This is a genomic window from Mycoplasma todarodis (assembly GCF_965212735.1).
Lineage (GTDB): Bacteria > Bacillota_I > Bacilli_A > Mycoplasmatales > Metamycoplasmataceae > Mycoplasma_K > Mycoplasma_K todarodis_A.
This window is the reverse complement of record NZ_CBDBYJ010000001.1, coordinates 206,343-229,070: the sequence shown is the minus strand read 5'-3', so window position 1 is coordinate 229,070 and position 22,728 is coordinate 206,343. Positions and strand designations below refer to the sequence as shown.

Below are 22,728 nucleotides of genomic sequence, written 5' to 3'. Positions count from 1 at the left end.
AATATAACTATTGCTTATTGAATGTTAAAAAAGGCATAAAAAAAACATCCTTAATAGGATGATATGGTTGCCCCTGCAGGATTCGAACCTGCGCATGTCGATACCAAAAACCGATGCCTTACCGCTTGGCCAAGGGGCAATATGGTGGAGGGGGAGGGATTCGAACCCCCGAACCTTTCGGAGCCGGGTTACAGCCGGATGCATTTGGCCACTTTGCTACCCCTCCATATTGCTTAGTGTATAGGTTGCTTAATTATTATATCTAAAAAAATGTAATTTATGCAAAAAAAATAAAGGTCGATACCTTTACTAAAAACTTTTTCTATTCTATAAATAAAAAAGTTAGTTTTAAAAAACAATATTTTTAATATATTTTATGTGTTTTAGTTGCTGGTGCAGGTTGTGCTTTCCCTAAAATTGTTTTTGTATAATTTAATAAATCAGAATACTTTTTATCAATTTTAGATAAATCAAAAGCTCAATATGCATCATTTTGGAAAGTTAATTTTGGAGCCATTTTCTTTATATAACTAGGCGCAAAATGTCATTTTCCTTGAACTTTAACAAATTCAAAAACAACATCCTTACGTTTAGCATTGCCAACTTTAATTCTCGCAATCTCTTCAATGTTTTCAATTAAACTTTTGTTATCCAAGTTTTTGAACTGCTTTTGGTTTTCTTGGAACATCATCCCAACAACAACAAAAAAGGTCCTATCTTTTTTCTTTCCTTTTCCTTTAATACTTTTCTTATCTAATTTACTACTTGTAGAAAATGTCCCTGAACCTTTAAGGAATTCTCCTTTTTTATAATGTTGCACTTCAGCATTTTGTGTCTCTATATATTTTTTGATCAACTTATCTTCTTCAGATACTTGTTTTCCTTTCGGTTTAACAGCACCTTTAATACCTTTATTCGAATCCTTTTTAATAGGCTTTTTACTTGTAGTTTTATCACCACATGATACAACTGCAACTATTGGCGCTGTTGCAGTTAATAGTGCTGTCGAAATACTTAATAACACTTTTTTATTTTTCATATTTTCTCCCTTTAATATTCTCTTAAATATTATATGGACATAAATATGATTTGAATGATTGTGTAATACTAAAATAGCATAGAAAAAAATGAGTTAAACTCATTTTTTAAATTATTCAGCATCAAGCATTTTAATGTGTTCAATAGAAAGTTCAGTAGGTGTTGCTCTATCAAATAGATTTAATTCAACAACCACAACAGCTCTTTCTTCATCATAGCTAACAATAGGTCCTTTAAGTCCTTTTGTTGCACCTTCGATAACTTCAACGATTGTTCCGTTTTCAAATTTTGGAGCTGTAAGTTTTCCAGCTTTGTAATCTTCGAAAGCTTGTTTAACAGCTTTATCAATACGTCTAATTTCTAAGTTAGAAACTGGTGTAGGTTTTGTTCTTTGACCTGATGATCCAACAAGTCCTGTAACATACTGAGTATTACGTACGATGAATCATGCTTCATTAGTCATAACCATTTTTACAAAAATGTATCCTGGGAACATGTTTCTTTCTTTGAATTTACCTGATGGTGTGATGTGTGGAACCATTGCCACTTTAAATTCTGAAATTACTTCTTCAAGTGATTCAGAAACTACCCTATTTTTTAATGATTCAACAACTTTTTCTTCTTTTCCTCTAATTGTTGTAACCATATATCATTTCATTTCGTTTTGCATTTATAAACCAACTCCTCATTTGTCTCACAGTGTTGTGAACCCTAGTGTAATTAAAAATAATACTATTGATGCGATTGCAATAAATATAAGCGTAACTCAAAAGGTTTTTCAAGCAACACTACCACTAGGTCACCTAACTCTTTTTAATTCCTTAAAAAAACCTTTAACGTTGTCTTTAGCGGCAACTGATCTTGAAACCTCTCTTGGTTTCTTAATCTTTTTTTGCTTAGGCTCTTTTACAGGCTTTTTCTTGCTCATTTATTTTTCCTCTTTATGTAGAGTTTTTGCATTACAATTTTTGCAAAATTTATTTTTTGTTAATCTTTCAGTAATTGACTTCGGTGTCGAATAATTACGTGAACGACAAACTTCACATGCTAGTATAACTTTTTTTCTATTCATGGGGTAATTATACCAATAATTAGTAATTTAAGTTGTTTTATTTGTTTTATTTTATTGTAGTTGTATTTTCATTTTTCTTTTGATTTCCATTAATGTTCTTTCAATAGTGTATCTAGAAACCTTATATTCCCTAGCTACAAAGCTAATACATTTTCTTGCTTCAAACAATGAAAGGTATACAGAAAATTCAAAAGGAGTCAAAACACTAAAATCAAGATCAAGACTAGTATCGGGCATTGTAAAACATTGGATGTTGTACTTTCTATCCTCCAACTGTGTACTTTGATTAAGGATTTTATACTTATGTGTATTGTATTTTCTAGACTCATTGAAAATCGTGTGTTTCAACCTTATGCAAAGAAATGTTTTTAGTTTTAATTTATATTCACTTTTAAATTCATTTACAAATCCAGGAAGTCTGGATAAAAAAATGTTTTTCACATCCTCTTTTTCCAAAGGGGTTGATGAAAAACATCAGCTATTATTAGCTATTACTAAATCAAACGCTTCTTCATATTCGAAAAGCATTGTTTTTATAATTTTAGTATTATTTAGTTTTTTGATATCCGAAATACTTTGTGTTAGCATATCGCCTCCAACTTTATAAGTTAGATAATAAGATACCTGTAGCAACTGAAACGTTTAAGGATTGAACTGTACCACTCATTGGTATATAAACGTTTTGATCTGATTGTTTCAGAATTGGTTTTGAAACACCTTTACCTTCGTTACCTACAACTAATGCCATAGGTGTGTTAAATGTAACTTTATTAACAGGAGTTCCTTTTTCCAGCGCTGTTGCGTAAATTCAAATGTTCGCATCCTTAATTCTTTTGATTGCAGTTTGCATTGAATCAACACGAATTATTTTCACACCCACATATCCTCCAGATGATACTTTCAGTACAGTTGGTGTTACTTCTACTTGTCTATCCTTAGCAATAACGATGTGTTTGATTCCAAATGCGTTTGCAGATCTTAAAATTGCTCCAAAATTATGTGGATCTTGAATTCTATCTAAAATTAAGAATTTTTCAGGATTATCTCTTAATAGATCGTCTAAAGTGTAGTAATTAAACTCTTTTAGTTCCGCTATAAATCCTTGGTGATTCTCTTTAGTTAATTTATCCATTTCTCTTTTTGAAGTGATTTGAACTTTAATCCCATTATCAATCTTCTTTTCAGTAGGTTTAAGAAGATAAACCTTACTTAGCGGTAGTTTATTTTCTAGTGCATCAAGCACTGAGTTTTTACCGCAAATTAATTTTCCCATATTGTTCCTTTCGCAAGTGTTGAATACACACATTGACTAGTGTTTATTACACTTAAATAATTCCTTCTTCAATTAATACTTCTCTGTATTTATCAGCCTCTTCATATTCTTTCGCGTTACGTGCGGCTTCTCATTTTTCGTAAGTTACTTTTGTTTTCTTAGAGATTATATCCTCTTTTGTAGTTAAACCAAGTAATTGCATGTTAGCCATTAATTCTTGACCTGCTTTTTGATCTCCACTATTGAACCCTTTTAGGTTTGCGAATAGCTTCTCCATACCTTTTGCAAAATCTCATTCTGAAATATATTCTGAAATAGTTTCTTCTTTAATTTCTAGTTTACCTTTGATTTGAGCCTGTTTAAACCCTTTAATTAATTGATTGTATTTCTTCTCAACATTATCCATTAAATCTTTTGTTAAATTGATTGGTGCAGTTGGTGAAGTTGTTAAGAATAATAATCTTAAAACAGCTGGATTAGTTTCTTCGAAGAATTCAAGTGCATCTTTCACATTACCAAGTGATTTAGACATTTTTGAACCATCAACATTGATGTGTCCAGTATGTTTTCATTCAGTAGCAATTGGTGCACCTACAAGTGATTCAAATTGAGCATTTTCATTTTCATGGTGTGGGAATATTAAATCTATTCCTCCTCCGTGAATATTTAGAGTTCCATTACCAAATTTTCTAACGAAGTAAGCACATTCAGTATGTCAACCAGGACGTCCTTTACCTCATGGTGAATTAAATAGAACACCTTCAGTTGTTTTCTTTCATAAAGCGAAATCTCCAGGGTGTTTTTTACCTTCCCCTTCTTCGAATCTCATTTCGTCAAGTTTTCTGTTAGCAATTCCTCCATAACTTTCTTGACTTGTTACATCAAAGTAAACATTTCCATTAACTTCATATGCTGAACCATTAGCAACCATTTCTTCAATGAAGCTAATCATTCCTTTTATATTGTCAGTGACATTAGGCATCACAGTTGGTTTTTGTACATTTGCTTTTTCTAGTAGGGTTTGATAAACCTTTGTATAACGTTTCGAAATTTCTTTCTCAGTTACACCTTCCTCCAGAGCTTTTTTAATGATCTTGTCATCAATATCTGTAATGTTGTGAATAAAATTAACTTTTGCACCTTGTGCTTTTAAAGAACGAATATATACATCAAATGTAATTATTGGACGCATGTTTCCAATGTGTGGATTATTGTATACAGTAGGACCACATACATAAATTGTTTTTTTCATATCTTCTCCTTCGTTTCCATAACTGTTTTGCATTTTCTTTTCAATTAACGGTCCAACAATTTTATAAGTTAAAGTAATAATTGCAACGTTTGAAAGTATCTTGATTGGTGAAGTCATTAAGTGACCTACATATGAAACTCCATATGAAACTCCTAATGATTGGCTATCTGCTAATGGTGTCATTAATGAGTTGTGAACTTCAAGGATTGCTGCAAACATAATAATTGGAGCAACCATTTTAAATAATTTAGGTTTTTTTATAAATCTTAATACTGTATGAACAATCATAAGAACAACCATTCCTCCACAAGCTAACAATTGAAGTATTCATCTTGTTTTAATTGGAGACTTAGAAGCTTCTAATGTAGCTTCAGGTATAAATTGAATTCCCATGAAAACACTTGTTGTCAACACTATTAAAACTATTAAAGTTGCAAAGTAATGAGTATTAATTGATCTTTCTTTTCGAACCATGAAGAAATACACCACTCCAGGAACAAAACCTGACATCGCCATAATTAAGGTGTATGCAGGATGATAATAAGTAGGCAACATTGCAAATGATAATAAGTCAGCAATAACACCAGTAATCGCACCGATGATTGGACCGAATAAGTAACCGGTAATCTTTACAGGTAATCCACCGAAAGCAACTTTAAATGAAGGGAATGTTGTAATCGCAAATAATTTAGAACCAATAATTACAAACGCAACAGATGCAGCTACAAGTATCGATACATAAGCGATTTTTTTATTATTTCATTTAAACATATTTAAATTATAAAGAAAATAAGAGAAAGACCACAAATAAAACTACACTTCACATAGTGAAATAGAAGAACAAAATAAAAATGCACTAGATTAAGTGCATTTATTTAAGTTTATTATTTGTGGTATTTTGAACCAGATTTGATTGAGAATGCTCTAAATAATTGTTCAACAAGCATAACTCTAAACATTTGGTGCGGGAATGTCATTGGAGAGAAGTTTAATTTCTCTGAGAATTGAGATTCATCCACTCCATATGATCCACCAACAACGAATGTGATGTTATCTGTTTCAGTAAATTTAGCAGAAAACTCTTCTGATGAATATTGTTTACCTTTAAGTGAACATAAAACAACTCTTGAATTTTTAGGGATTAGAGATTGAATAATCATTGTTTCTTTTTGTTTTACAACTTCAATATTTCTATCGTTAACTGGTTTAACCTCTGATAGTCTTACGTGAGCGTAAAACCCTAACTTCTTAAAGTAATCTTTGTAAAGTGTTTTTCACTCTTTACCTAGAGTACCGACTGCAATAATATTAATTTTCATTTTCTTCTCCTTTTTTATGTCTTAAGTTCATGTGGAACATTAGCATTTGAATATCTGCTGGATTAATTCCTGAGATACGTGAAGCTTGACCAATTGTTGTAGGTCTAACTTTATTTAATTTTTGTCTAGCTTCAGTTGCTAAGTTAGCAATTGTGTCATAGTCAAGATCTTCAGGTAATTTTAATTTTTCAAGACGAAGCATTTTCTTAGCTTGAGTTAATTGTTTTTGAATATACCCTTTTAATCTAATTTGTGTAGTTAATTCATGGATGTATTTAAAATCAGTAACATCTGAAGGGTTAATTTCAGGTCTAGAAATAACTTGTAATAATGAAGGTCCTGAAGTTATGTTGTGTTTCTTAGCTAATTCCGCATTAGAAGAAAGATATGTATTAGTTAATCTTTCGATTTCATCGTCTATTGATTTGTATTTTTCAACAACTTTTGCATATTCTTCATCACTTATTAAACCAACTTGATTACCAAGATGAGAAAGACGCTTATCAGCATTGTCGTTTCTTAGTAATAATCTATACTCAGCTCTTGAAGTTAACATTCTATATGGTTCTCTAGTTCCTTTAGTTACAAGATCATCAATTAGAACACCTAAATAACCAGCATCCCTAGTAATAACCATTGAATCCTTACCTTCTAGTTTTAAACCAGCATTGATTCCTGCATATAAACCTTGAGCTGCTGCTTCTTCATAACCCGAAGTTCCATTAACTTGTCCAGCGAAGAATAATCCTTCTACATGTTTAGCTTCAAATGATCTTTTTAATTGTAGAGAATTAATAGCATCATATTCGATTGCATAAGCTCATTTAACAACTTCAGCATTTTTCATTCCTGGTATAGTTCTTAACATTTGATCTTGAACATCAATTGGCATAGAAGTAGATAATCCATTTACATAAATTAAATCCCCTTCTTTAGTTTCTGGTTCAAAGAATATTTGATGTCTTGGTTTATCTCTAAATCTAACAATCTTATCTTCGATTGATGGACAGTATCTTGGTCCAACACCATTAATTAGTCCTGAATACATTGATGACCTTTTAACATTAGCATCAACTATTTTATGAGTTTCTTCATTTGTGTATGTAATTCAACAGTGAATTTGTTTTTCTAATTTAACACCAGATCTATTTGAAAATGTGTAATCAGAAACAGGAAGAATTTCTTCTTCTACTTCTGAAAAATCAATAGATGATGTTAATACTCTTGGAGGTGTTCCTGTTTTTAATCTAATTAAGTCAAATCCATTTTCTTTTAAAGATTCTGAAAGTTTATTAGTTGTTCTTTGTCCGTCTGGTCCACCAACATTTTTATCAGAACCTCTTAGGATGTAAGAATCCATATAAGTACCGGTAGTAATTACAACAACTTTTGCAGTTATGATTGTCCCATCTTCTAACTTAACACCTGTGATTTTATTATTTTCAATTATTAATTCAGTAACCATATCTTCAACAACATCTAAATTTTCTAATTTTTCAGTCGCTTCAAACATTAGTTCAGAATATAAATCCTTATCAATTTGAGCTCTTAGTGCTCTAACTGCAGGACCTTTTGATTCGTTCAGCATCTTAATTTGGATCATTGCTTTATCTGAGAAGTAACCTTGCATTCCTCCTAAGGCATCAATTTCTCTAGTTAAAATACCTTTTGCTGGTCCACCGATTGATGGATTACATGGCATCATAGCAAGTTTTGTTTTATCTAAACTTATAAGTGCTGTTTTGTGATTTTTGTGCGCTAAAGCAAAGGCCGCTTCCATTCCTGCGTGGCCTCCACCTATTACGATTGCTTCATAGTTCTTATTCATTATGAATAAATTGTATCAAATTAAAGGTTAAATAAAATAAAACCCTATTGGGTTTTATTCATTGTATTTTGATTATTAATCGTAAGTTACACCTTTTAAATCTCTTAGATAATTAATAAATCATCTTTGAGCTTTATCCATATCAGGTTTATCACCTTGTCTCTTGAATTTTTTAACTTCACAGAATCTCATCATTTCTGAATAAATTTCTTTAGTATCATCAGAAGGCTTAAGTCCAATTGCTTCAAGTTTTTCTGGGTAATAAGTTGTAAGTAATTTATATCCTGAATAAACTAATTCTAATGGTGGAATAACATCTGTTTTAACTGAACCAATAATTGCTAATTTAACACCAGTTAATTCATCTTCAAATCTAGGTCATAGAATACCTGGAGTATCTAGAAGTTGAATTTTCCCTGTGTTTACTCATTGTTGACCTTTTGTTACACCCGGCATGTTTCCTACTTTTGCAGAAGGTTTATTTGCAAGTGCATTAATTAATGTTGATTTACCAGCGTTTGGAACTCCAACAACAAATGCTCTAAGTCTTGGTTTAAGAATACCTCTGTTTGTATCTCTTAAACGTTTTGCTTCAAGCATCTTTTCAGCTTTTTTAACAATACGTTTAGCAGCTGCTTTTTGTTTAAGGTTAACAACTATACAGTCATCAACATCATTCCTATAGTGTTCAACAATATTAGATAGTTTGTTTTCATCAGCATAATCTTTTTTAGTAATTACGAAAAGTCTTGGTTTTTGAGGTGCAATATCATCAAACTCTGCATTATATGAAGAGATTGGTGCACGTGAATCAAGAACAATTATAAAAAGATCTGCAAGTGATTGTTTTTCTCTTAATTGATTAAGGGCTTTCGCCATATGTCCGGGGAATCATTGTATCATAGTGCCTTTATTATACATTATTAAAACACACAATGATTAGTGTGTTTAAAAAGGTTTATTCTATTGTCTTTTAAATATGTTTTTAATCTTGTCGTTGACCTTATAAATTCAAGAATCGTGGTTGCTGGCAACAACTATTAAACTTGAAACAATAGTCACTAATAAACAAACAGCCACTAATGAAACTATTGGCAATCATACAGGAACGATGTCAAATGCCAAGAATGGGTAAATAGCTATACCAAATGTATATATAAAGGCATGTTTTGTTCCGTCATTATATTTGAAAGTAATTAGTAATTTGCTTCTTGTTGCATAATACAGAACTATAGCCATGATTAATCAAATCAGCGGGAATATTAAGGCAAATAATAATTCTTTATATGGTAACTTAATATTTTCTTTATTTACTTTTCTTCTTGATGTTTCAAGGACAAAAGCAACAAACATAATTAATGGAGCGATGAAGTGAAGTTGAAGATTATCTATTATCTTGGCAGGAGTATGTCAAATCATATCTATAGGAGCTAATATAGTTCAATAAACTAAGAAAGTTACAAATATATTAGTTGCTACAATCATTTGAAATCTTTTGGCATGTTTACCTTTTCTAGGATCAATTAAACCGAATGCTCTAAGAAACATATAAACCATAACAAAAATATTACTGTGAATAGTGAAGTAGAAAATTAAAGAAAGTTTATCCCATGGTTCTCAAAATCCATAGACTTGTGCAATCCCAGGTTTTGTTCCTGGTTCTAATCCAGCACCCGCAGGACCTGAAATAGTTTTGAAGGGGATTAAATAAGTATCGCAAAAAGCAAAAATGATCACATAAACCATAAATACAAATGGAATAAAGTATTTGTAATTAAATTTGTTTTTGAAGTTTGTTATTTTCATAAAGAAATTATAGTCCAAAATAGTTTTAAATGTGTAGTTTACCTTTTAGTTATGAGCAGGTATATAATTTTAATATGAAAATATATTTATCTAAATCACATTCACCCTATATAAACCAGTCAATCGAATATAACTTACTTAAAGAAAAAACAGAAGAGGATATCCTCTTATTATGATTGAATGATAATGCGATTATCATCGGAAGAAATCAAAATATTTTTAATGAAATAAATGAAGAATTCGTTAAAGAAAAAGATATCAAGGTAGCAAGAAGACATTCAGGTGGTGGAGCTGTTTACCACGACATGGGAAACATTCTTTTTTCACTAATGACCAATAGGGATAAAAGAGTTTCTTATGAAGAATTCTTAACTCCAATAATTGGATTTTTGAATAAACTAGGAGTTAACGCAACATTCCACGGAAGGAATGATGTGTTAGTTGATGGAATGAAAATTTCAGGTAATGCTCAGTTTGTTTTAGAAGATAACTTAGCAACTCATGGAACCCTTTTATTCAATGCAGATTTATCCGTTTTAAATAAAGCTCTTTTAACTAATAAACATAAACTTGAAGCAAAAGGTATTCAATCAAATAGGATGCGTGTTACAAATATAAAAGAACACATCGAAACAGAGATGAATGCAGATGATTTTGTTAGAGAATTAATTAAGTATTTTGAAGAAAATGGGAATGGACAATTGCATGAAATACCCCAACATATAATTGATAATGCAATTGAAATGTCTAAAGAAATGATGACTTATGAATGAATCTATGGAAAATCACCAGATGCAAAAATTAATAACAAAATTAAATTTGATGGAGGAAATATTTCCGTTTCGTTAAATGTTATCTCAGGAAAGATATCTGATTTAAAAATTCATGGTGATTTCTTATCTTTAAAAGATGTTGAATACGTGTGTAATTTATTGAATGGGACTAACTTTACAAAGAAATCAATTGAAGAAGTATTAAAAACTATTAATTTAAAGGAATACTTTGGATCTCTAACTTTAGAAAATCTAATAGAAGTAATAAGTGGAGAAAAATAAGGGAATGCCCTTGTTTTTTTCAATCCATTATTCAAGGAGGAGTATAATTTAATTGATAGTTGTATATACAAATATTAAAAAGATATAACTATCTATATTGGTGATTTAAAGTAATGGTTTTTTATTAATTAAGAAAAAGTAAAAATTATGAAATTACTAAATTATAAATATGGCATAAGGAGAGAGATATGAAATATAGATTTATAGACAAAAAGAAAATTTGATTAGATAAGAAAGATTACTTCAGATTTTTGGATGTTGATGGAAAATTAACAGATCCAAAAATTAAATTAGAAACATCTGATGCAGATTTATTGAAAGCGTATGAGTATATGGTTTTATCAAGACAACAAGATACTTATATGACACAACTACAAAGACAAGGTAGATTGTTAACATTTGCACCAAACTTTGGTGAAGAAGCATTGCAAGTTGCTGCTGCACTTAGCTTAAAGAAAGAAGATTGATTAATACCTTCATTCCGTAATAATGCAGCAATGTTAATGAAGGGTGTTCCTTTAATTAACCAATTCCTATATTGAAACGGAAATGAAAAAGGAAACATAATTCCAAAAGATGTAAATGTTTTCCCAATCAACATTGTTATTGCGACACAATACTCTCATACTGCTGGAGTAGCATACGCATTAAAACAACAAAAGAAAAAAGCGGTTGCACTTACTTTCATTGGTGATGGAGGAACATCGGAAGGTGAATTCTATGAAGCAATGAATATAGCGGGTGTTCATAAATGACCTGCAGTATTCTGCATTAACAATAATCAATGAGCAATCTCAACACCAACAAAGATGGAAACAAATGCTGGTACTTTAGCTGCCAAAGCTGTCGCAGCGGGTATTCCTGCACTTCGTGTAGATGGTAATGACTTACTTGCATCAGCAGAAGTTATTAAAGAAGCGGTTGAATATGCACGTGAAGGTAATGGTCCAATATTAGTTGAATTCATAACTTGAAGACAAGGTCCTCACACAACTTCTGATAATCCACGTATTTACAGAACAAAAGAACAAGAAGAACGTGCAGAGAAATGAGAACCAATGCATCGTATTAAAAACTTCTTAATTTCTAAAGGTATTTGAACTGAAGAAAAAGACAAAGAACTTTGAGAAAGTAAATTAAAAGAAGTTAAAAAGTCTTATCAAGATTCATTAGAGCTGAATAAAACATCTGTTGATGATGTATTTGATTATACTTTTGAAAAACTAACTCCAGAATTACAAAAACAAAAAGAAGAAGCTCTTAAATGAGATTCCAAAGAAGGGGGTAAATAATGGCTAAACTAAATAATATTGAGGCATTAACAAACGCCCTTGAAATCGCAATGAAAGCAGATGAAAGAATTGTTGTATTTGGAGAAGATGTCGGATTTGAAGGTGGAGTATTCCGTGCCACACAAGGATTACAAGAGAAATTTGGTCCAGAAAGAGTTTTTGATTCACCAATTTCAGAAGCAACTATAGTGGGGACAGGAGTTGGATTAGCTATCGCTGGAATGAGACCAATTGTTGAAATGCAATTCCAAGGTTTCTCATATGCGGGACTACAACAATTATTTACACACGCAGCTAGAATCAGAAGTAGATCAAGAGGAAGATACACTTGTCCTTTAATTGTTCGTATGCCTATGGGTGGAGGAGTTAGAGCATTAGAGCATCACTCAGAAGCAATCGAAGCAATATTTGCTCACATCCCAGGTGTTAAAGTTGTGATGCCTTCAAACCCATATGACATGAAGGGTATGATGCTTGCAGCAATAAAAGAAGAAGATCCAGTTGTCTTCTTAGAATCTAAAAAGATTTATAGAGCTTTCAAACAAGAAGTTCCAGATGGAATGTATGAAGTAGAAATAGGTAAAGCGAATGTTATCAAAGAAGGTAATTCAATTACTTTAGTTACTTACGGAGCACAAGTTCACGATTCCATCAAAGCAATTGAAGACTTGATGAAATCAAATCCTGAAATTGATGTTGAGTTAATTGACTTAAGAACAATTTCACCAATAGATACTGAAACACTAATCAAATCAGTTAAGAAAACTGGAAGAATGGTTATTGCCCATGAAGCTGTCAAATCATTTTCAGTTTCTTCTGAAATAATTGCTCGTATTAATGAAGAAGCATTTGAATATCTTGAAGCCCCAATAACAAGAGTTACAGGTTATGACATAACAATACCTCTAGCAACAGGTGAAAAACACCATATGGTTAGCCCTGAAAAAATTGCAGCAAAAATCAAGGAAGTAGTAGCTTTTAAAGCTTAATAAGGAGAGATATGAAAAAAATATTATCAACACCAGTAGCTAGAGCTATGGCAAATAAAAAGGGTATAGATATAACACAAGTTATGGGAACAGGTCCAAATGGAAGGATTCTTAAACAAGATATTTTAGATTTTAAAAATAACGGAAACATCAAGCAAGAAACAAGACAAGAAAATCATGTTTCTTCTATTGAGAGAAAAAGCGTCATGGAAGACAAAAGAATTAAACCTTCACCAATGAGAAAGGGAATTGCAAAAGCATTAAAAAACTCATGAAACAATGTTGCTTATGTTAACTTGGTAAATGAAATCGATGCAACTGAATTATGAGACTTTAGATCAAAAATCAAAGAAGACGTATTGAATGAAACAGGAACAAAAATTACATTCTTACCATTTGTAGTTATGGCTACAATTAAGGCATTGAAAAAATATCCAATATTTAATGCAAAATATGATCCACAAACAGAAGAGATTGTTTATCAAAAAGATATAAACATGGGTATTGCAGTAGATACTGAATCAGGACTTATGGTTCCAGTTATTAAAAATGCTGATCAACTTTCTCTTGTGGAAATTGCACAAGAAATAGAAAGACTTGCAAAAGCATGTAAAGATGGGTCAATCAAACCTTCTGAATTAAGAGGGTCAACATATACAATTACAAATTACGGTTCTGTTGACGCTTTATATGGAGTTCCAGTTATAAATCATCCAAACTTAGCAATAACTGGTGTTGGAGCAATTAAAGATAAGGTTTATTTCAAAGATGGAAATGTAGTTCCTGGAAAAGTACTTCACTTAACAACTGCAGGAGACCACCAATGAATCGATGGTGCAGACATCGGAAGATTCGCATACGATATTAGACTATCACTAGAAAAACCAGCTATGTTATTAGCTGTGTATTAAGGAGAACGAAATGTATAAATTTAAATTCGCAGATATTGGTGAAGGTCTACATGAGGGTGTAGTTGGGGAAGTCTATGTAAAAGTTGGGGATGAAGTTTCAGAAGGGGATTCTTTATTCTCTGTGGAAACAGATAAAATGACTTCCGATATCCCTTCTCCCGTTTCAGGAAAAGTAACACAAGTTTTAATCAAACCAAGTGAAACAGTTCATGTTGGGGATGATACAGTTCATTTCGAAACAGAAGTTGTTGAAGAAGTTGAAACCAAAGAAGAAGAAAAGAAAGAAGAAGGTGGAGCAAGTGTTGTTGGTTCTATAAAAGTTTCAAATGATTTATTCTCATTTGATAAATTTAAAACAAGCAAGCAACCTAACAATGTCAAAGAAAATGATGCACCCCAATCAAAAGAAAAGAAAGTTCCACACAGTTATGTTGGTGAAGAAGGATTAGCATTCAAAGGTGATATTGATAAAGAATTTGATGTAATTGTTATAGGTTCTGGACCAGGTGGTTATTTAGCTGCTGAAGAAGTTGCTAAAGCTGGTAAATCAACACTTATTATTGAAAAAGAATTTTGAGGAGGAGTGTGTTTAAATGTTGGATGTATTCCCACAAAAACACTAATCAAATCAATAGAAGTTTATGAATACGCAATGCAATTAGAAAAATTCGGGATAAAAGGTAATATCCATGATTTAAAACCAGATTGAGTTGCGATGCAAAAAAGAAAGATGGAAGTTGTTAAAAAATTAACTGATGGAGTTAGATTCTTGATGAAATCTAATAATGCAATGACATTGATGGGTGAAGCCAAAATGGTTGGTGCTCATGAGGTTGAAGTTAATGGAAAAGTATATAGAGGAACTAATATAATCATTGCTTCCGGTTCAACTGCGAATCGTCTACCATTAGAAGGATTTGAAGAAGGTTATAAAAAAGGTGAAGTCCTTACTTCAAAAGAAGCGATTAATTTAGATAAACTTCCAAAAACAATGACAATAATTGGAGGAGGAGTCATAGGAGCAGAATTTGCGCAAGTATTTTCTACTAGTGGTGCAAAAGTTACTATCTTACAAAACCTAGATAAAATACTCCATCTTCTAGATGAAGATGTAATTAAAGAAATCACAAAAGACTTTAAGAAATCAGGGATAGAAATCATAACTTCTGCTAACGTTAAAAAATATGCCAACAAAGCTGTTATCTATGAAAAAGATGGGCAAGAATATGAACTGAAATCAGATGTTGTATTGCAATCAGTTGGAAGAAAACCGTTATTAGTCCCAGGACTTGTTGAAGCAGGTATAAAAATTGGAGAACGTAAAAACGTTGTTGTAGATCATAAGAATAGAACAAATGTAAAAGGTGTTTATGCAATCGGTGATGTAACAGGTCAAGTTATGCTTGCTCATGTTGCATACAAACATGCGATTGTAGCTGCTAATCACATTAATGGAAAACCAACTTCTCCAATAAACGCAAAAACAACTCCTTCATGTATTTATACACATCCAGAAGTTGCTGCTGTAGGTTTAACTGAAAGAGAAGCAAAAGAACAAAACTTAAATTACATAATTGTTAAAGGTTCAATGACAACAATTGGTAAGGCTCTTGCTGATGGTGATGAAAGAGGATTCATAAAGCTTATTGTTGACAAAGAATACGGTGAAGTAATTGGTGCTCATTTAGTTGGTAAACATTCAACTGATATGATTACTGAAATAACATTAGCAACTGATTCTGAAATGACTGTACATGAAATTGCAAACACAATACATCCTCATCCAACTGTTTCTGAAATCATTTGAGAAGCAGCTAGAAAAGCTGTATTAGCATTGGAAAAAGTAAATAATAATTAAAGTAATATTAAACTTAAAAAAACCGCATTAGTGGTTTTTTATTTTATATTTCCACCTATTCCACAAAATAATGTTTTCCATATGATAAACTATAAAAGGAAACGCACACATTGTTTTTAACAAACAAAATCGCAATAGGAGTAGAGAAATGCAGAAGAAAAAACTATTTTTATCAACAAGTATTGCCTCATGCATTATCGTACCGACAGCAGTAGCATTAAGCTTCTCTTCAAACTCCGAAACAATCAATAATACTAATAACATTTCAAATAAAATCGTTTATTCTAACCACTCAATCTATACTACTTACTCAAGTAATTCAAATTCTTTAAGTGAAGTTTTATCAAAATTTAAAAAGGCATTAGATACAGCAAATGAAGATGCTGATAATTACAGAAAATCTTTCAACACTTCCAAAGGAATGGAACCCACTAAAAGATATAACTTTATAAAAAACGCAAAAGAAAAAGCTCTTTTATCAAAAGAGAAATTAACAAAACTTAAAAAAGAACTTGATAATAATAAGAAAAAGATTGATTCAGATAAAAAAGTTCTTTCTCAAAAAGAAATTGATGCTCAACAAATCAAAAACAGAGAAGATATCAAATCCCTAGCAAAAGACTTAAAGATTATTAATCAAGGTAACCTTAAAAACTCTACATTTATTAAAGAAATAAATGATTTAGAAGAATCTAAATTCCAACTTTGAAAATTAGAAGAATATACAGGAATTGTTTTGCCAGAAACTAAAAAAGGAACAACAATTGATGAAGTTACTTTAACCAATGGTGCAAACGGAAATATAAACGCAAAATTAAAACTCTTTACAAAATATGCAACAAATCCAATTGAAGAAATCAACATTACAATAAAGGGTAAAACTGATGCAGAAGCTGCAAAAGGTAAATCTTGAACAAAACCAGAAACAAAACAAGAAAAAGCTGAAAGACTAACTCATGAATATAATGATCAAGTTGATGTGTTTCTAAAAGCTCAAAAGAATTACAACGATTCTCTAACTGAGGCATTAGCTAAAATACTTGAAAGAGAGCGTAAAAAATTAGAGAGAATCAGAATTGCTAAAGATGTTGCAAAAGCAGAATTAAGAAAGGGTATTTTTTATCCCTTGGTTGATTCTTTATTGGATTCCGCTTGAATGGTGAATCAAGGTAAGCAAAAAGTATCTGATATTGCAGATTCCATTAATTCTTTACAAAATATAAAATCTAAGATTGATAAAATACAAGAAGTATTTGGGGTTCGTTTCTTCGAAAAGAAAATGTCTTTTAACTTAAATGAAATAACAATAATTTCCAATAAAGATGGAACTATTAAAATTGAGTTAAAGACTTCAATAGATCACATAAAAAAATACGACAGAACTTGAACTAAGGTAATTAAGGGTAAATCAGATCTTGAACTTGATTTGGAAAAAACAGAAAAAACTTACGCGGATGCAGAACCTAAAATACAAAAAATATTAGATGATGCAAATCACATCAAATTAGAGAAACCAAAAATTAAAGAAAAGGTCAATAACAAAATTCCCGCAGATAAAAAGAAACCCGAACCAAAACAAAAAGACACCTCTAAAAACAAGGTTGTAATTGATAAGAAAAAAACCAAATCCAAGAAAAAAGACAATACAAAAAAAGTTATTGTTGCTGAGAAGAAAAAGCCTAAAGTAATCGATAAAAAAGTTGTCAAAGATTCAAATAAAAAAGTTGAGAAACCCAATAAAAATAATAATTCTAATTTAGGTGTGATATTAGGTATTTCAATTGCATCAATCGTTATTATAGGAATACTTATAGCAACTGTCTTATTTATTAAAAAACGTAAAAAGCAATAACAAAAAAATCACATAAGTGATTTTTTTATACATTAATCAATATTAATTGAATTAAGAATTGTGTTGATTTCATTTTCTCTTTCGTAAACAATAGAGTGTCCAGTATTCTTTAAAATAATTTTTCTGAATTTAAATGTTTTGCATGTTTGATCTGAACTTTCTTTGATTACAAATTTATCTATATCACCTTGTATTAAAAGAGTTTCCTTTTGGTTTGATAAGTATTTTTCCATCAGCGTTTCTTTTAGATATTTTTCATTTGTTATTTGTTCAAAAACAACCTTTTGAAATATATCCATTTTGGGTAATGTGTTTTTGAAGAAAGTTCCAGCTGTATTAATAATATTCTGGAAATATAAATCTTTCTGATCATTACCCACCAATGATTCCATTGAATTTAGAGCGTCCTGAGTGTTTCTTGGTAATAACCATGATTCTATACCCTCTTTGTATGCGAATGGGTTTAATGGAGCTAATAATACTACTTTTGATACCAATGGATGGTTAGCTATATTCATTGCAACAGCCCCGCCCAATGAATGTCCGACTAGGATAAAAGGTTCGGTAAGTGAATTTATTTTATTAATTGCAAATTTTGAATAACTCTCAATAGTTATAGGTTCTTCTCCAGCTGGTTCGCTACCACATCCTGGAAAGTCAAAAGAAAGTATGTCATAATTTCTTTCCAACTTTAATAAAGGACTTATGAAATTACCATTACTATTGAAACCGTGTAAAAATACAACCTTCTTTTTATTGTTATCTTCATGAATTTTAAATATTTTTTCCATAACTTAATTTTAGCACTTATCAATATGCATAAATAAAAACAAGGGATTATTTCCTTTGTTTTATAGTTCTCATTTTTATATTTAATTTTGATTCTGGATTTGATACTGCTAAGAATAAAAATCCGAATGCAATAAAGGCAATTGATATTGCAGCAGATGCACCTAATGTAACACCGATAGGAACGTCAGCAAAATTCAAGAAGAAGTAAATTGCAACTCCAGAAGAGTGATCAATTGAACCTCCGTCTTTTACCATCATATACTTACCTGTTGCTTGATTTTCAATCACTTGTGAATAATGACCTTCAGTCTGTGTTGTGAAGTAAACAATAATAGCAATGATTAATCATGTTGTTGGATAAATCAGCACTAAAGGAAGTTTCTTCTTGCTTATAACGACACCTTCTTCACCTTCTTGAAGTTTATCTTTGTGGAAGGCAATTAACATCAATATAGGTGTTATTAAATGAACCATAAATGTAACAACTATCTTAATTGCTCCAGCTACTCCACCATGAGTTCAAATTGATGAAAATGGTGCAAGTATCATTCAGTAAGTAACCATTGTGATTGTTATATTAAGCGTAACGATTAATTGGAACATCTTATGATGTTTGTTTTCTTTTGGTTTCATAACTCCAAATGCTCTTAGATATAGATAAATCATAACTAAAAGGTTTGATTGAAATGTAAAGTAAAAAACAGTAATTCAATTAACATGTTCTATTGGGTATTTGGCGTCTTCCAAGGCTACACTACCTTTATTATGGAATTTGACTGTTCAATTAAATGCTGTTGTTGAATCTGAAATAATCATGAATATGATAAATATCGTTGATACAATTGCACTAATTAAAAAGTATTTGTTCTTTCTCAGAGTTTCTTTCACTACATTCCACCCATTCCACGCATCATACCTGGATTGAATGAACCGTCTTTCATAGCTTTCGCCATTTGTTTCATTTGTTTTGCCATTCTTTCGAATTCATTAACTAATGAGTTGTACTCTTGAGCAGTTCTACCTGAACCAGCCATAATTCTTTGTTTACGTTTAGCATTTTTAAGTAGTTTAGGATTTTTTCTTTCTTGCTTAGTCATTGATGAAATAAGTATTTCAAATAATTTTTGTTTTCTATCCGCTGCTTCAATTTTATCCTTAGAGATATTTTGAGCACCAGGAATCATTTTAAGAATACTTCCTAATTTACCAAGTTTCTTCATTTGTTGTAGTTGTTCTAATAAGTCATCAAGGTCAAAATGTCCATTAGCCATTCTGTTTGCCATTCTTGTTGATTTATCTTCATCAAGAACATCTTGAGCTTTTTCAATTAATGAAAGAACGTCACCCATACCAAGGATTCTTTCAGCCATTCTATCAGGATGGAATTGATCAAGTCCTGACATTTTTTCTGAAGTACCAATAAATACAATTGGAAGATTTAATATTTTAGTAATTGAAAGTGCAGCTCCACCACGTGCATCAGAATCAAGTTTTGTTATGATTGATCCAGTTAGTGAAAGTCTTTCATGGAATGTTGTAGCAACATTGATAATGTCTTGTCCTGATAATGCATCAGCAACATAGAATATTTCTTGAGGTTTTGCAATTTTCTTAATATCAACTAATTCATTCATTAGTTCTTCATCGATTGATAAACGACCAGCTGTATCGATGATGATTAAGTCATGATCATTTTCTTTCGCAAATTCAAGAGCTTCAGTAACAATATCTTGAGGTTTTGAACCTGTACCTTTTTCAAATACAGTAACACCTAATTGTTTACCTAATGTTTTTAATTGTTCAACCGCAGCTGGACGATAAACATCACCTGCAACAAGTAAAGGGTTCTTTGCATCTTTCTTTTTCTTAAAGTGATTAACAAGTTTACCTGTTGTAGTTGTCTTACCAGAACCTTGAAGTCCTACCATCATGATGATTGGTAAGTTCCCCTTAAGTTTAACTTCTTTAGAAGTACCACCAAGAATGTCTGTCAATTCTTCTTTAACGATTTTAACAACATTTTGTCCTGGGTTAAGTTGAGCTAATACTGCTTCTGATAAAGCTTTTTTCTTAACTGATTTAACAAATTGTTTAACAACTAATAAGTTAACATCGGCTTCTAATAACGCCATCTTTATTTCTCTCGTAACTTCTAAAATATCCTCTTCTTTCAGTGAAGTTTTTGCCTGCATTTTTTTCATTGATTTTTGTAATCTGTTTCCTAAAATATTTAACATATATAAATTATAGAGAAAAAAAGAATTAAAGCCCAATTTAAAAGGTATTTCACCATTAATACAAAATAAAAAAATGACTACATGGCCATTCGTTTATTTTGTATTAATTTTTAAATTTGTGGTTTTTGTGGTTTTTCAGAATATCAATTTATATAATTCATCTTTGGCATAACCACTCTATGTAGAGTTGAAGCACCAGCAATCATAATTAAATTAGTAAATATAATACCAGCATATACACCAGCTTTTGGATTAAAGAATTCTACTCAAATATCAGTCCTTGGTTTAAACTTTACAGCTACAATCATCAACGTCATAAAGATAACCCCAATAACACTATTTATAACTCAAACATTAGCTGAAAATATTGCTAACATAAGTTGCAATGAAACTAAAGCATAACTTAATGCGCCAATTGTTATTGAAAACAGAAAAGCACTAGACCATTCATGTGTGTGAACACCCATTGATATGAAAACGGATGTTGTACCAATGAAAATTATGTATTTCATCATAAAGGTTGTACTATTTAAATATTCTTTATAAGTTAGACCTAATGATACTTTAATTAATAAATTATTTCTACTTGCATCTTTAAATATGTAATTAGATGAATATATCAGGGGTATAAATGAAATGGCAAGCATAAATGCAACACTTTTACCATAAAGAGATGTTGTTATTTTTCCTGATTTATTTGTAATAGTAATAATTCAACCAATACCAAATATCACCGAACCTATTATTAATAAGTAGACAATCAGAAGTGCATAACCAATAAATTTTGAATTTGATACACCGAACATTCTCGAGTGACGATATCTAGTTTCTTTATTCTTAAACATTCTTCACCTCCACCAAACGCTTTTCTTTGATTGTTAGATGCTTTTTACTCAATTCTTTAATTACACGTTTGTTGTGTGAAATTAGGATTATAGCAATGTTGAATTTCTTATTTAAATTTTTAACTAAATTAATAAAAGATCCAGTTGTAGATTCGTCAAGACCTCTTGAGAATTCATCCAATATGATTAAATCAGGTTTCCTTAAAAATGCAATAGCCATCTTGACTCTTTGTTGTTCTCCTGAAGAAATGATTGAATAATCCGATTTTCAAATCTTCTCTAATGAAAATGAGTTCTTTACCTTTTTAATGATTTCTTTAGTTCCAAGCATAACGGCAAATTTTTCAATTAATTTGCACACTTCCCCTTTTAAAAAAGCACTTTGAGGAGTAAATGATACTTGAAGACCTTCTTTTCTTTTGATATTCTTAGAATCTTTAACACCTGTAATGTAATTAATCAAAGTAGTTTTACCAGCACCATTTTCACCAGTTAATAGGATCATTTCTCCAGACTTAACTTCTAAATCAACATTTTCTATTAAAACTTTTCTACCGAAGTTAACTTTCAATCCCTGAATGGATATTAGTGTATTAGAATTCGAAGTTTTCATCTATTAACCCCTTTTCTTTTTGAAATAATTCTTTAAGTGATTCCCCATCACCATTATCATTATTTGCTTCTTCTAATTTTTGTTCTTTGAACATAAAGACTTTATTGTGATGCAACTTATTTACAACCTTTTGGTTATGGGTGGCAATAATTATTGTACATTCTTCCATCTTATTAATTTCATCTATGGCTTTTTCTAATTTCACTTCATCAAGATTGGATTCAAGCTCATCTATTAACAATAAATCGTATTTACCGTAAATGGCAACAAGAACATTTAATATTCTTCTTTCTCCACCAGATAAATCAGCCATCGTAGTTCCTAAAACTTTATTATCAACCTCGAATTTAGATAAATCAATTATTTTTTCTTTGAATCATTCATATCCATAAATAGGTTCAAAATATGTATTCAAATATTCAAATCCAGAAAACTGATCAAATGCTGTCAATGAAGAATTATCACTATAAAAAGCATTACTATTATCTATATCTATTCCTTCTCCACCAATAATTGAAGCCTTGAAAATCTCTTTCATGAATGTGGATTTACCTGTACCATTTTGACCTAATAGTATGTATTTCCCGCCTCTTTCTAACTCCATAGTAATATTTGTAGCTAACTCTCTCTTGTCAGCGTTAAGATCCATATCTTTGATTTTTATCATGTATAAATTATACTCTTACATTTTTATAA

At 30.9% G+C, this 22,728-nt stretch carries 23 protein-coding genes and 2 tRNA genes; 6 read left to right on the top strand and 19 right to left on the bottom strand.

Going from position 1 to position 22,728, the window contains the following annotated elements:
* Positions 1 to 64: 64 nt before the first annotated feature.
* The 13 genes from ACOMC1_RS01100 to ACOMC1_RS01040 all read right to left on the bottom strand — a co-directional run bounded on the left by ACOMC1_RS01100 (position 65) and on the right by ACOMC1_RS01040 (position 9,588).
* A tRNA-Gln gene (locus tag ACOMC1_RS01100) sits at positions 65 to 139 on the bottom strand.
* Between the two features lie 3 nt (positions 140 to 142).
* Positions 143 to 226 (bottom strand) — tRNA-Tyr (locus ACOMC1_RS01095).
* 138 nt (positions 227 to 364) lie between these two features.
* Positions 365 to 1,039 (bottom strand): hypothetical protein, encoded by a 675-nt coding sequence (locus tag ACOMC1_RS01090; protein ID WP_420330803.1) that lies wholly within the window; start codon positions 1,037 to 1,039, stop codon positions 365 to 367.
* Between the two features lie 111 nt (positions 1,040 to 1,150).
* Complete coding sequence (gene nusG, locus ACOMC1_RS01085) at positions 1,151 to 1,708, bottom strand: transcription termination/antitermination protein NusG (protein WP_420330802.1); 558 nt, start codon at positions 1,706 to 1,708, stop codon at positions 1,151 to 1,153.
* On the bottom strand, positions 1,709 to 1,966 hold the full coding sequence (gene secE, locus ACOMC1_RS01080; protein WP_420330801.1) for a preprotein translocase subunit SecE: 258 nt from the start codon (positions 1,964 to 1,966) through the stop codon (positions 1,709 to 1,711).
* Positions 1,967 to 2,110: a 50S ribosomal protein L33 gene (gene rpmG / locus ACOMC1_RS01075; RefSeq protein WP_420330800.1), complete on the bottom strand. Its 144-nt coding sequence runs from the start codon at positions 2,108 to 2,110 to the stop codon at positions 1,967 to 1,969.
* A 51-nt stretch (positions 2,111 to 2,161) separates the two neighbouring features.
* Positions 2,162 to 2,698: a hypothetical protein gene (locus tag ACOMC1_RS01070; RefSeq protein ID WP_420330799.1), complete on the bottom strand. Its 537-nt coding sequence runs from the start codon at positions 2,696 to 2,698 to the stop codon at positions 2,162 to 2,164.
* Between the two features lie 13 nt (positions 2,699 to 2,711).
* Entirely contained in the window at positions 2,712 to 3,383 is a 672-nt protein-coding gene (rlmB, locus tag ACOMC1_RS01065) for a 23S rRNA (guanosine(2251)-2'-O)-methyltransferase RlmB (RefSeq protein WP_420330798.1), read from the bottom strand.
* Positions 3,384 to 3,435: 52 nt separating this feature from the next.
* A complete protein-coding gene (cysS, locus tag ACOMC1_RS01060) occupies positions 3,436 to 5,406 on the bottom strand; it encodes a cysteine--tRNA ligase (protein ID WP_420330797.1) in 1,971 nt (656 codons plus the stop codon).
* Between the two features lie 113 nt (positions 5,407 to 5,519).
* A complete protein-coding gene (locus tag ACOMC1_RS01055) occupies positions 5,520 to 5,954 on the bottom strand; it encodes a 23S rRNA (pseudouridine(1915)-N(3))-methyltransferase RlmH (RefSeq protein WP_131613707.1) in 435 nt (144 codons plus the stop codon).
* A complete protein-coding gene (gene mnmG, locus ACOMC1_RS01050) occupies positions 5,944 to 7,782 on the bottom strand; it encodes a tRNA uridine-5-carboxymethylaminomethyl(34) synthesis enzyme MnmG (RefSeq protein ID WP_420330796.1) in 1,839 nt (612 codons plus the stop codon). The genes ACOMC1_RS01055 and mnmG overlap by 11 nt, the downstream gene beginning before the upstream one ends.
* A 75-nt stretch (positions 7,783 to 7,857) precedes the next feature.
* Positions 7,858 to 8,685, bottom strand: coding sequence for a ribosome biogenesis GTPase YlqF (gene ylqF / locus ACOMC1_RS01045; protein WP_420330795.1), 828 nt, complete (start codon positions 8,683 to 8,685; stop codon positions 7,858 to 7,860).
* A gap of 60 nt (positions 8,686 to 8,745) precedes the next feature.
* Complete coding sequence (locus tag ACOMC1_RS01040; protein ID WP_420330794.1) at positions 8,746 to 9,588, bottom strand: hypothetical protein; 843 nt, start codon at positions 9,586 to 9,588, stop codon at positions 8,746 to 8,748.
* 74 nt (positions 9,589 to 9,662) lie between these two features.
* Between ACOMC1_RS01040 and ACOMC1_RS01035 the strand changes: the two genes are divergently transcribed.
* From ACOMC1_RS01035 to ACOMC1_RS01010, 6 genes are all read left to right on the top strand, one after another.
* On the top strand, positions 9,663 to 10,643 hold the full coding sequence (locus ACOMC1_RS01035) for a lipoate--protein ligase (RefSeq protein ID WP_420330793.1): 981 nt from the start codon (positions 9,663 to 9,665) through the stop codon (positions 10,641 to 10,643).
* A 188-nt stretch (positions 10,644 to 10,831) separates the two neighbouring features.
* The gene (pdhA, locus tag ACOMC1_RS01030) at positions 10,832 to 11,935 is read left to right on the top strand and encodes a pyruvate dehydrogenase (acetyl-transferring) E1 component subunit alpha (protein WP_420330792.1); all 1,104 of its coding nucleotides are present in this window, start codon (positions 10,832 to 10,834) and stop codon (positions 11,933 to 11,935) included.
* Positions 11,935 to 12,924: an alpha-ketoacid dehydrogenase subunit beta gene (locus ACOMC1_RS01025; RefSeq protein ID WP_420330791.1), complete on the top strand. Its 990-nt coding sequence runs from the start codon at positions 11,935 to 11,937 to the stop codon at positions 12,922 to 12,924. Before pdhA ends, ACOMC1_RS01025 begins: the two co-directional genes overlap by 1 nt.
* An 11-nt stretch (positions 12,925 to 12,935) precedes the next feature.
* Positions 12,936 to 13,835, top strand: coding sequence for a 2-oxo acid dehydrogenase subunit E2 (locus ACOMC1_RS01020; RefSeq protein ID WP_420330790.1), 900 nt, complete (start codon positions 12,936 to 12,938; stop codon positions 13,833 to 13,835).
* Between the two features lie 10 nt (positions 13,836 to 13,845).
* Complete coding sequence (gene lpdA / locus ACOMC1_RS01015) at positions 13,846 to 15,693, top strand: dihydrolipoyl dehydrogenase (RefSeq protein WP_420330789.1); 1,848 nt, start codon at positions 13,846 to 13,848, stop codon at positions 15,691 to 15,693.
* A 148-nt stretch (positions 15,694 to 15,841) separates the two neighbouring features.
* Positions 15,842 to 17,545 carry a hypothetical protein gene (locus ACOMC1_RS01010; RefSeq protein WP_420330788.1) on the top strand — a complete coding sequence of 568 codons (1,704 nt, stop codon included), beginning with the start codon at positions 15,842 to 15,844 and terminating at the stop codon, positions 17,543 to 17,545.
* 32 nt (positions 17,546 to 17,577) lie between these two features.
* Here the strand turns inward: ACOMC1_RS01010 and ACOMC1_RS01005 are convergent, their stop codons facing one another.
* From ACOMC1_RS01005 to ACOMC1_RS00980, 6 genes are all read right to left on the bottom strand, one after another.
* Positions 17,578 to 18,336: an alpha/beta fold hydrolase gene (locus ACOMC1_RS01005; RefSeq protein WP_420330787.1), complete on the bottom strand. Its 759-nt coding sequence runs from the start codon at positions 18,334 to 18,336 to the stop codon at positions 17,578 to 17,580.
* 46 nt (positions 18,337 to 18,382) lie between these two features.
* Positions 18,383 to 19,225 (bottom strand): hypothetical protein, encoded by an 843-nt coding sequence (locus ACOMC1_RS01000; protein ID WP_420330786.1) that lies wholly within the window; start codon positions 19,223 to 19,225, stop codon positions 18,383 to 18,385.
* On the bottom strand, positions 19,225 to 20,574 hold the full coding sequence (gene ffh / locus ACOMC1_RS00995) for a signal recognition particle protein (RefSeq protein WP_420330785.1): 1,350 nt from the start codon (positions 20,572 to 20,574) through the stop codon (positions 19,225 to 19,227). The genes ACOMC1_RS01000 and ffh overlap by 1 nt, the downstream gene beginning before the upstream one ends.
* A 110-nt stretch (positions 20,575 to 20,684) precedes the next feature.
* A complete protein-coding gene (locus ACOMC1_RS00990; RefSeq protein ID WP_420330784.1) occupies positions 20,685 to 21,419 on the bottom strand; it encodes a hypothetical protein in 735 nt (244 codons plus the stop codon).
* Complete coding sequence (locus tag ACOMC1_RS00985) at positions 21,412 to 22,032, bottom strand: ATP-binding cassette domain-containing protein (RefSeq protein ID WP_420330783.1); 621 nt, start codon at positions 22,030 to 22,032, stop codon at positions 21,412 to 21,414. Before ACOMC1_RS00985 ends, ACOMC1_RS00990 begins: the two co-directional genes overlap by 8 nt.
* Positions 22,013 to 22,699 carry an ABC transporter ATP-binding protein gene (locus ACOMC1_RS00980; RefSeq protein ID WP_420330782.1) on the bottom strand — a complete coding sequence of 229 codons (687 nt, stop codon included), beginning with the start codon at positions 22,697 to 22,699 and terminating at the stop codon, positions 22,013 to 22,015. Before ACOMC1_RS00980 ends, ACOMC1_RS00985 begins: the two co-directional genes overlap by 20 nt.
* Positions 22,700 to 22,728 lie beyond the last annotated feature (29 nt).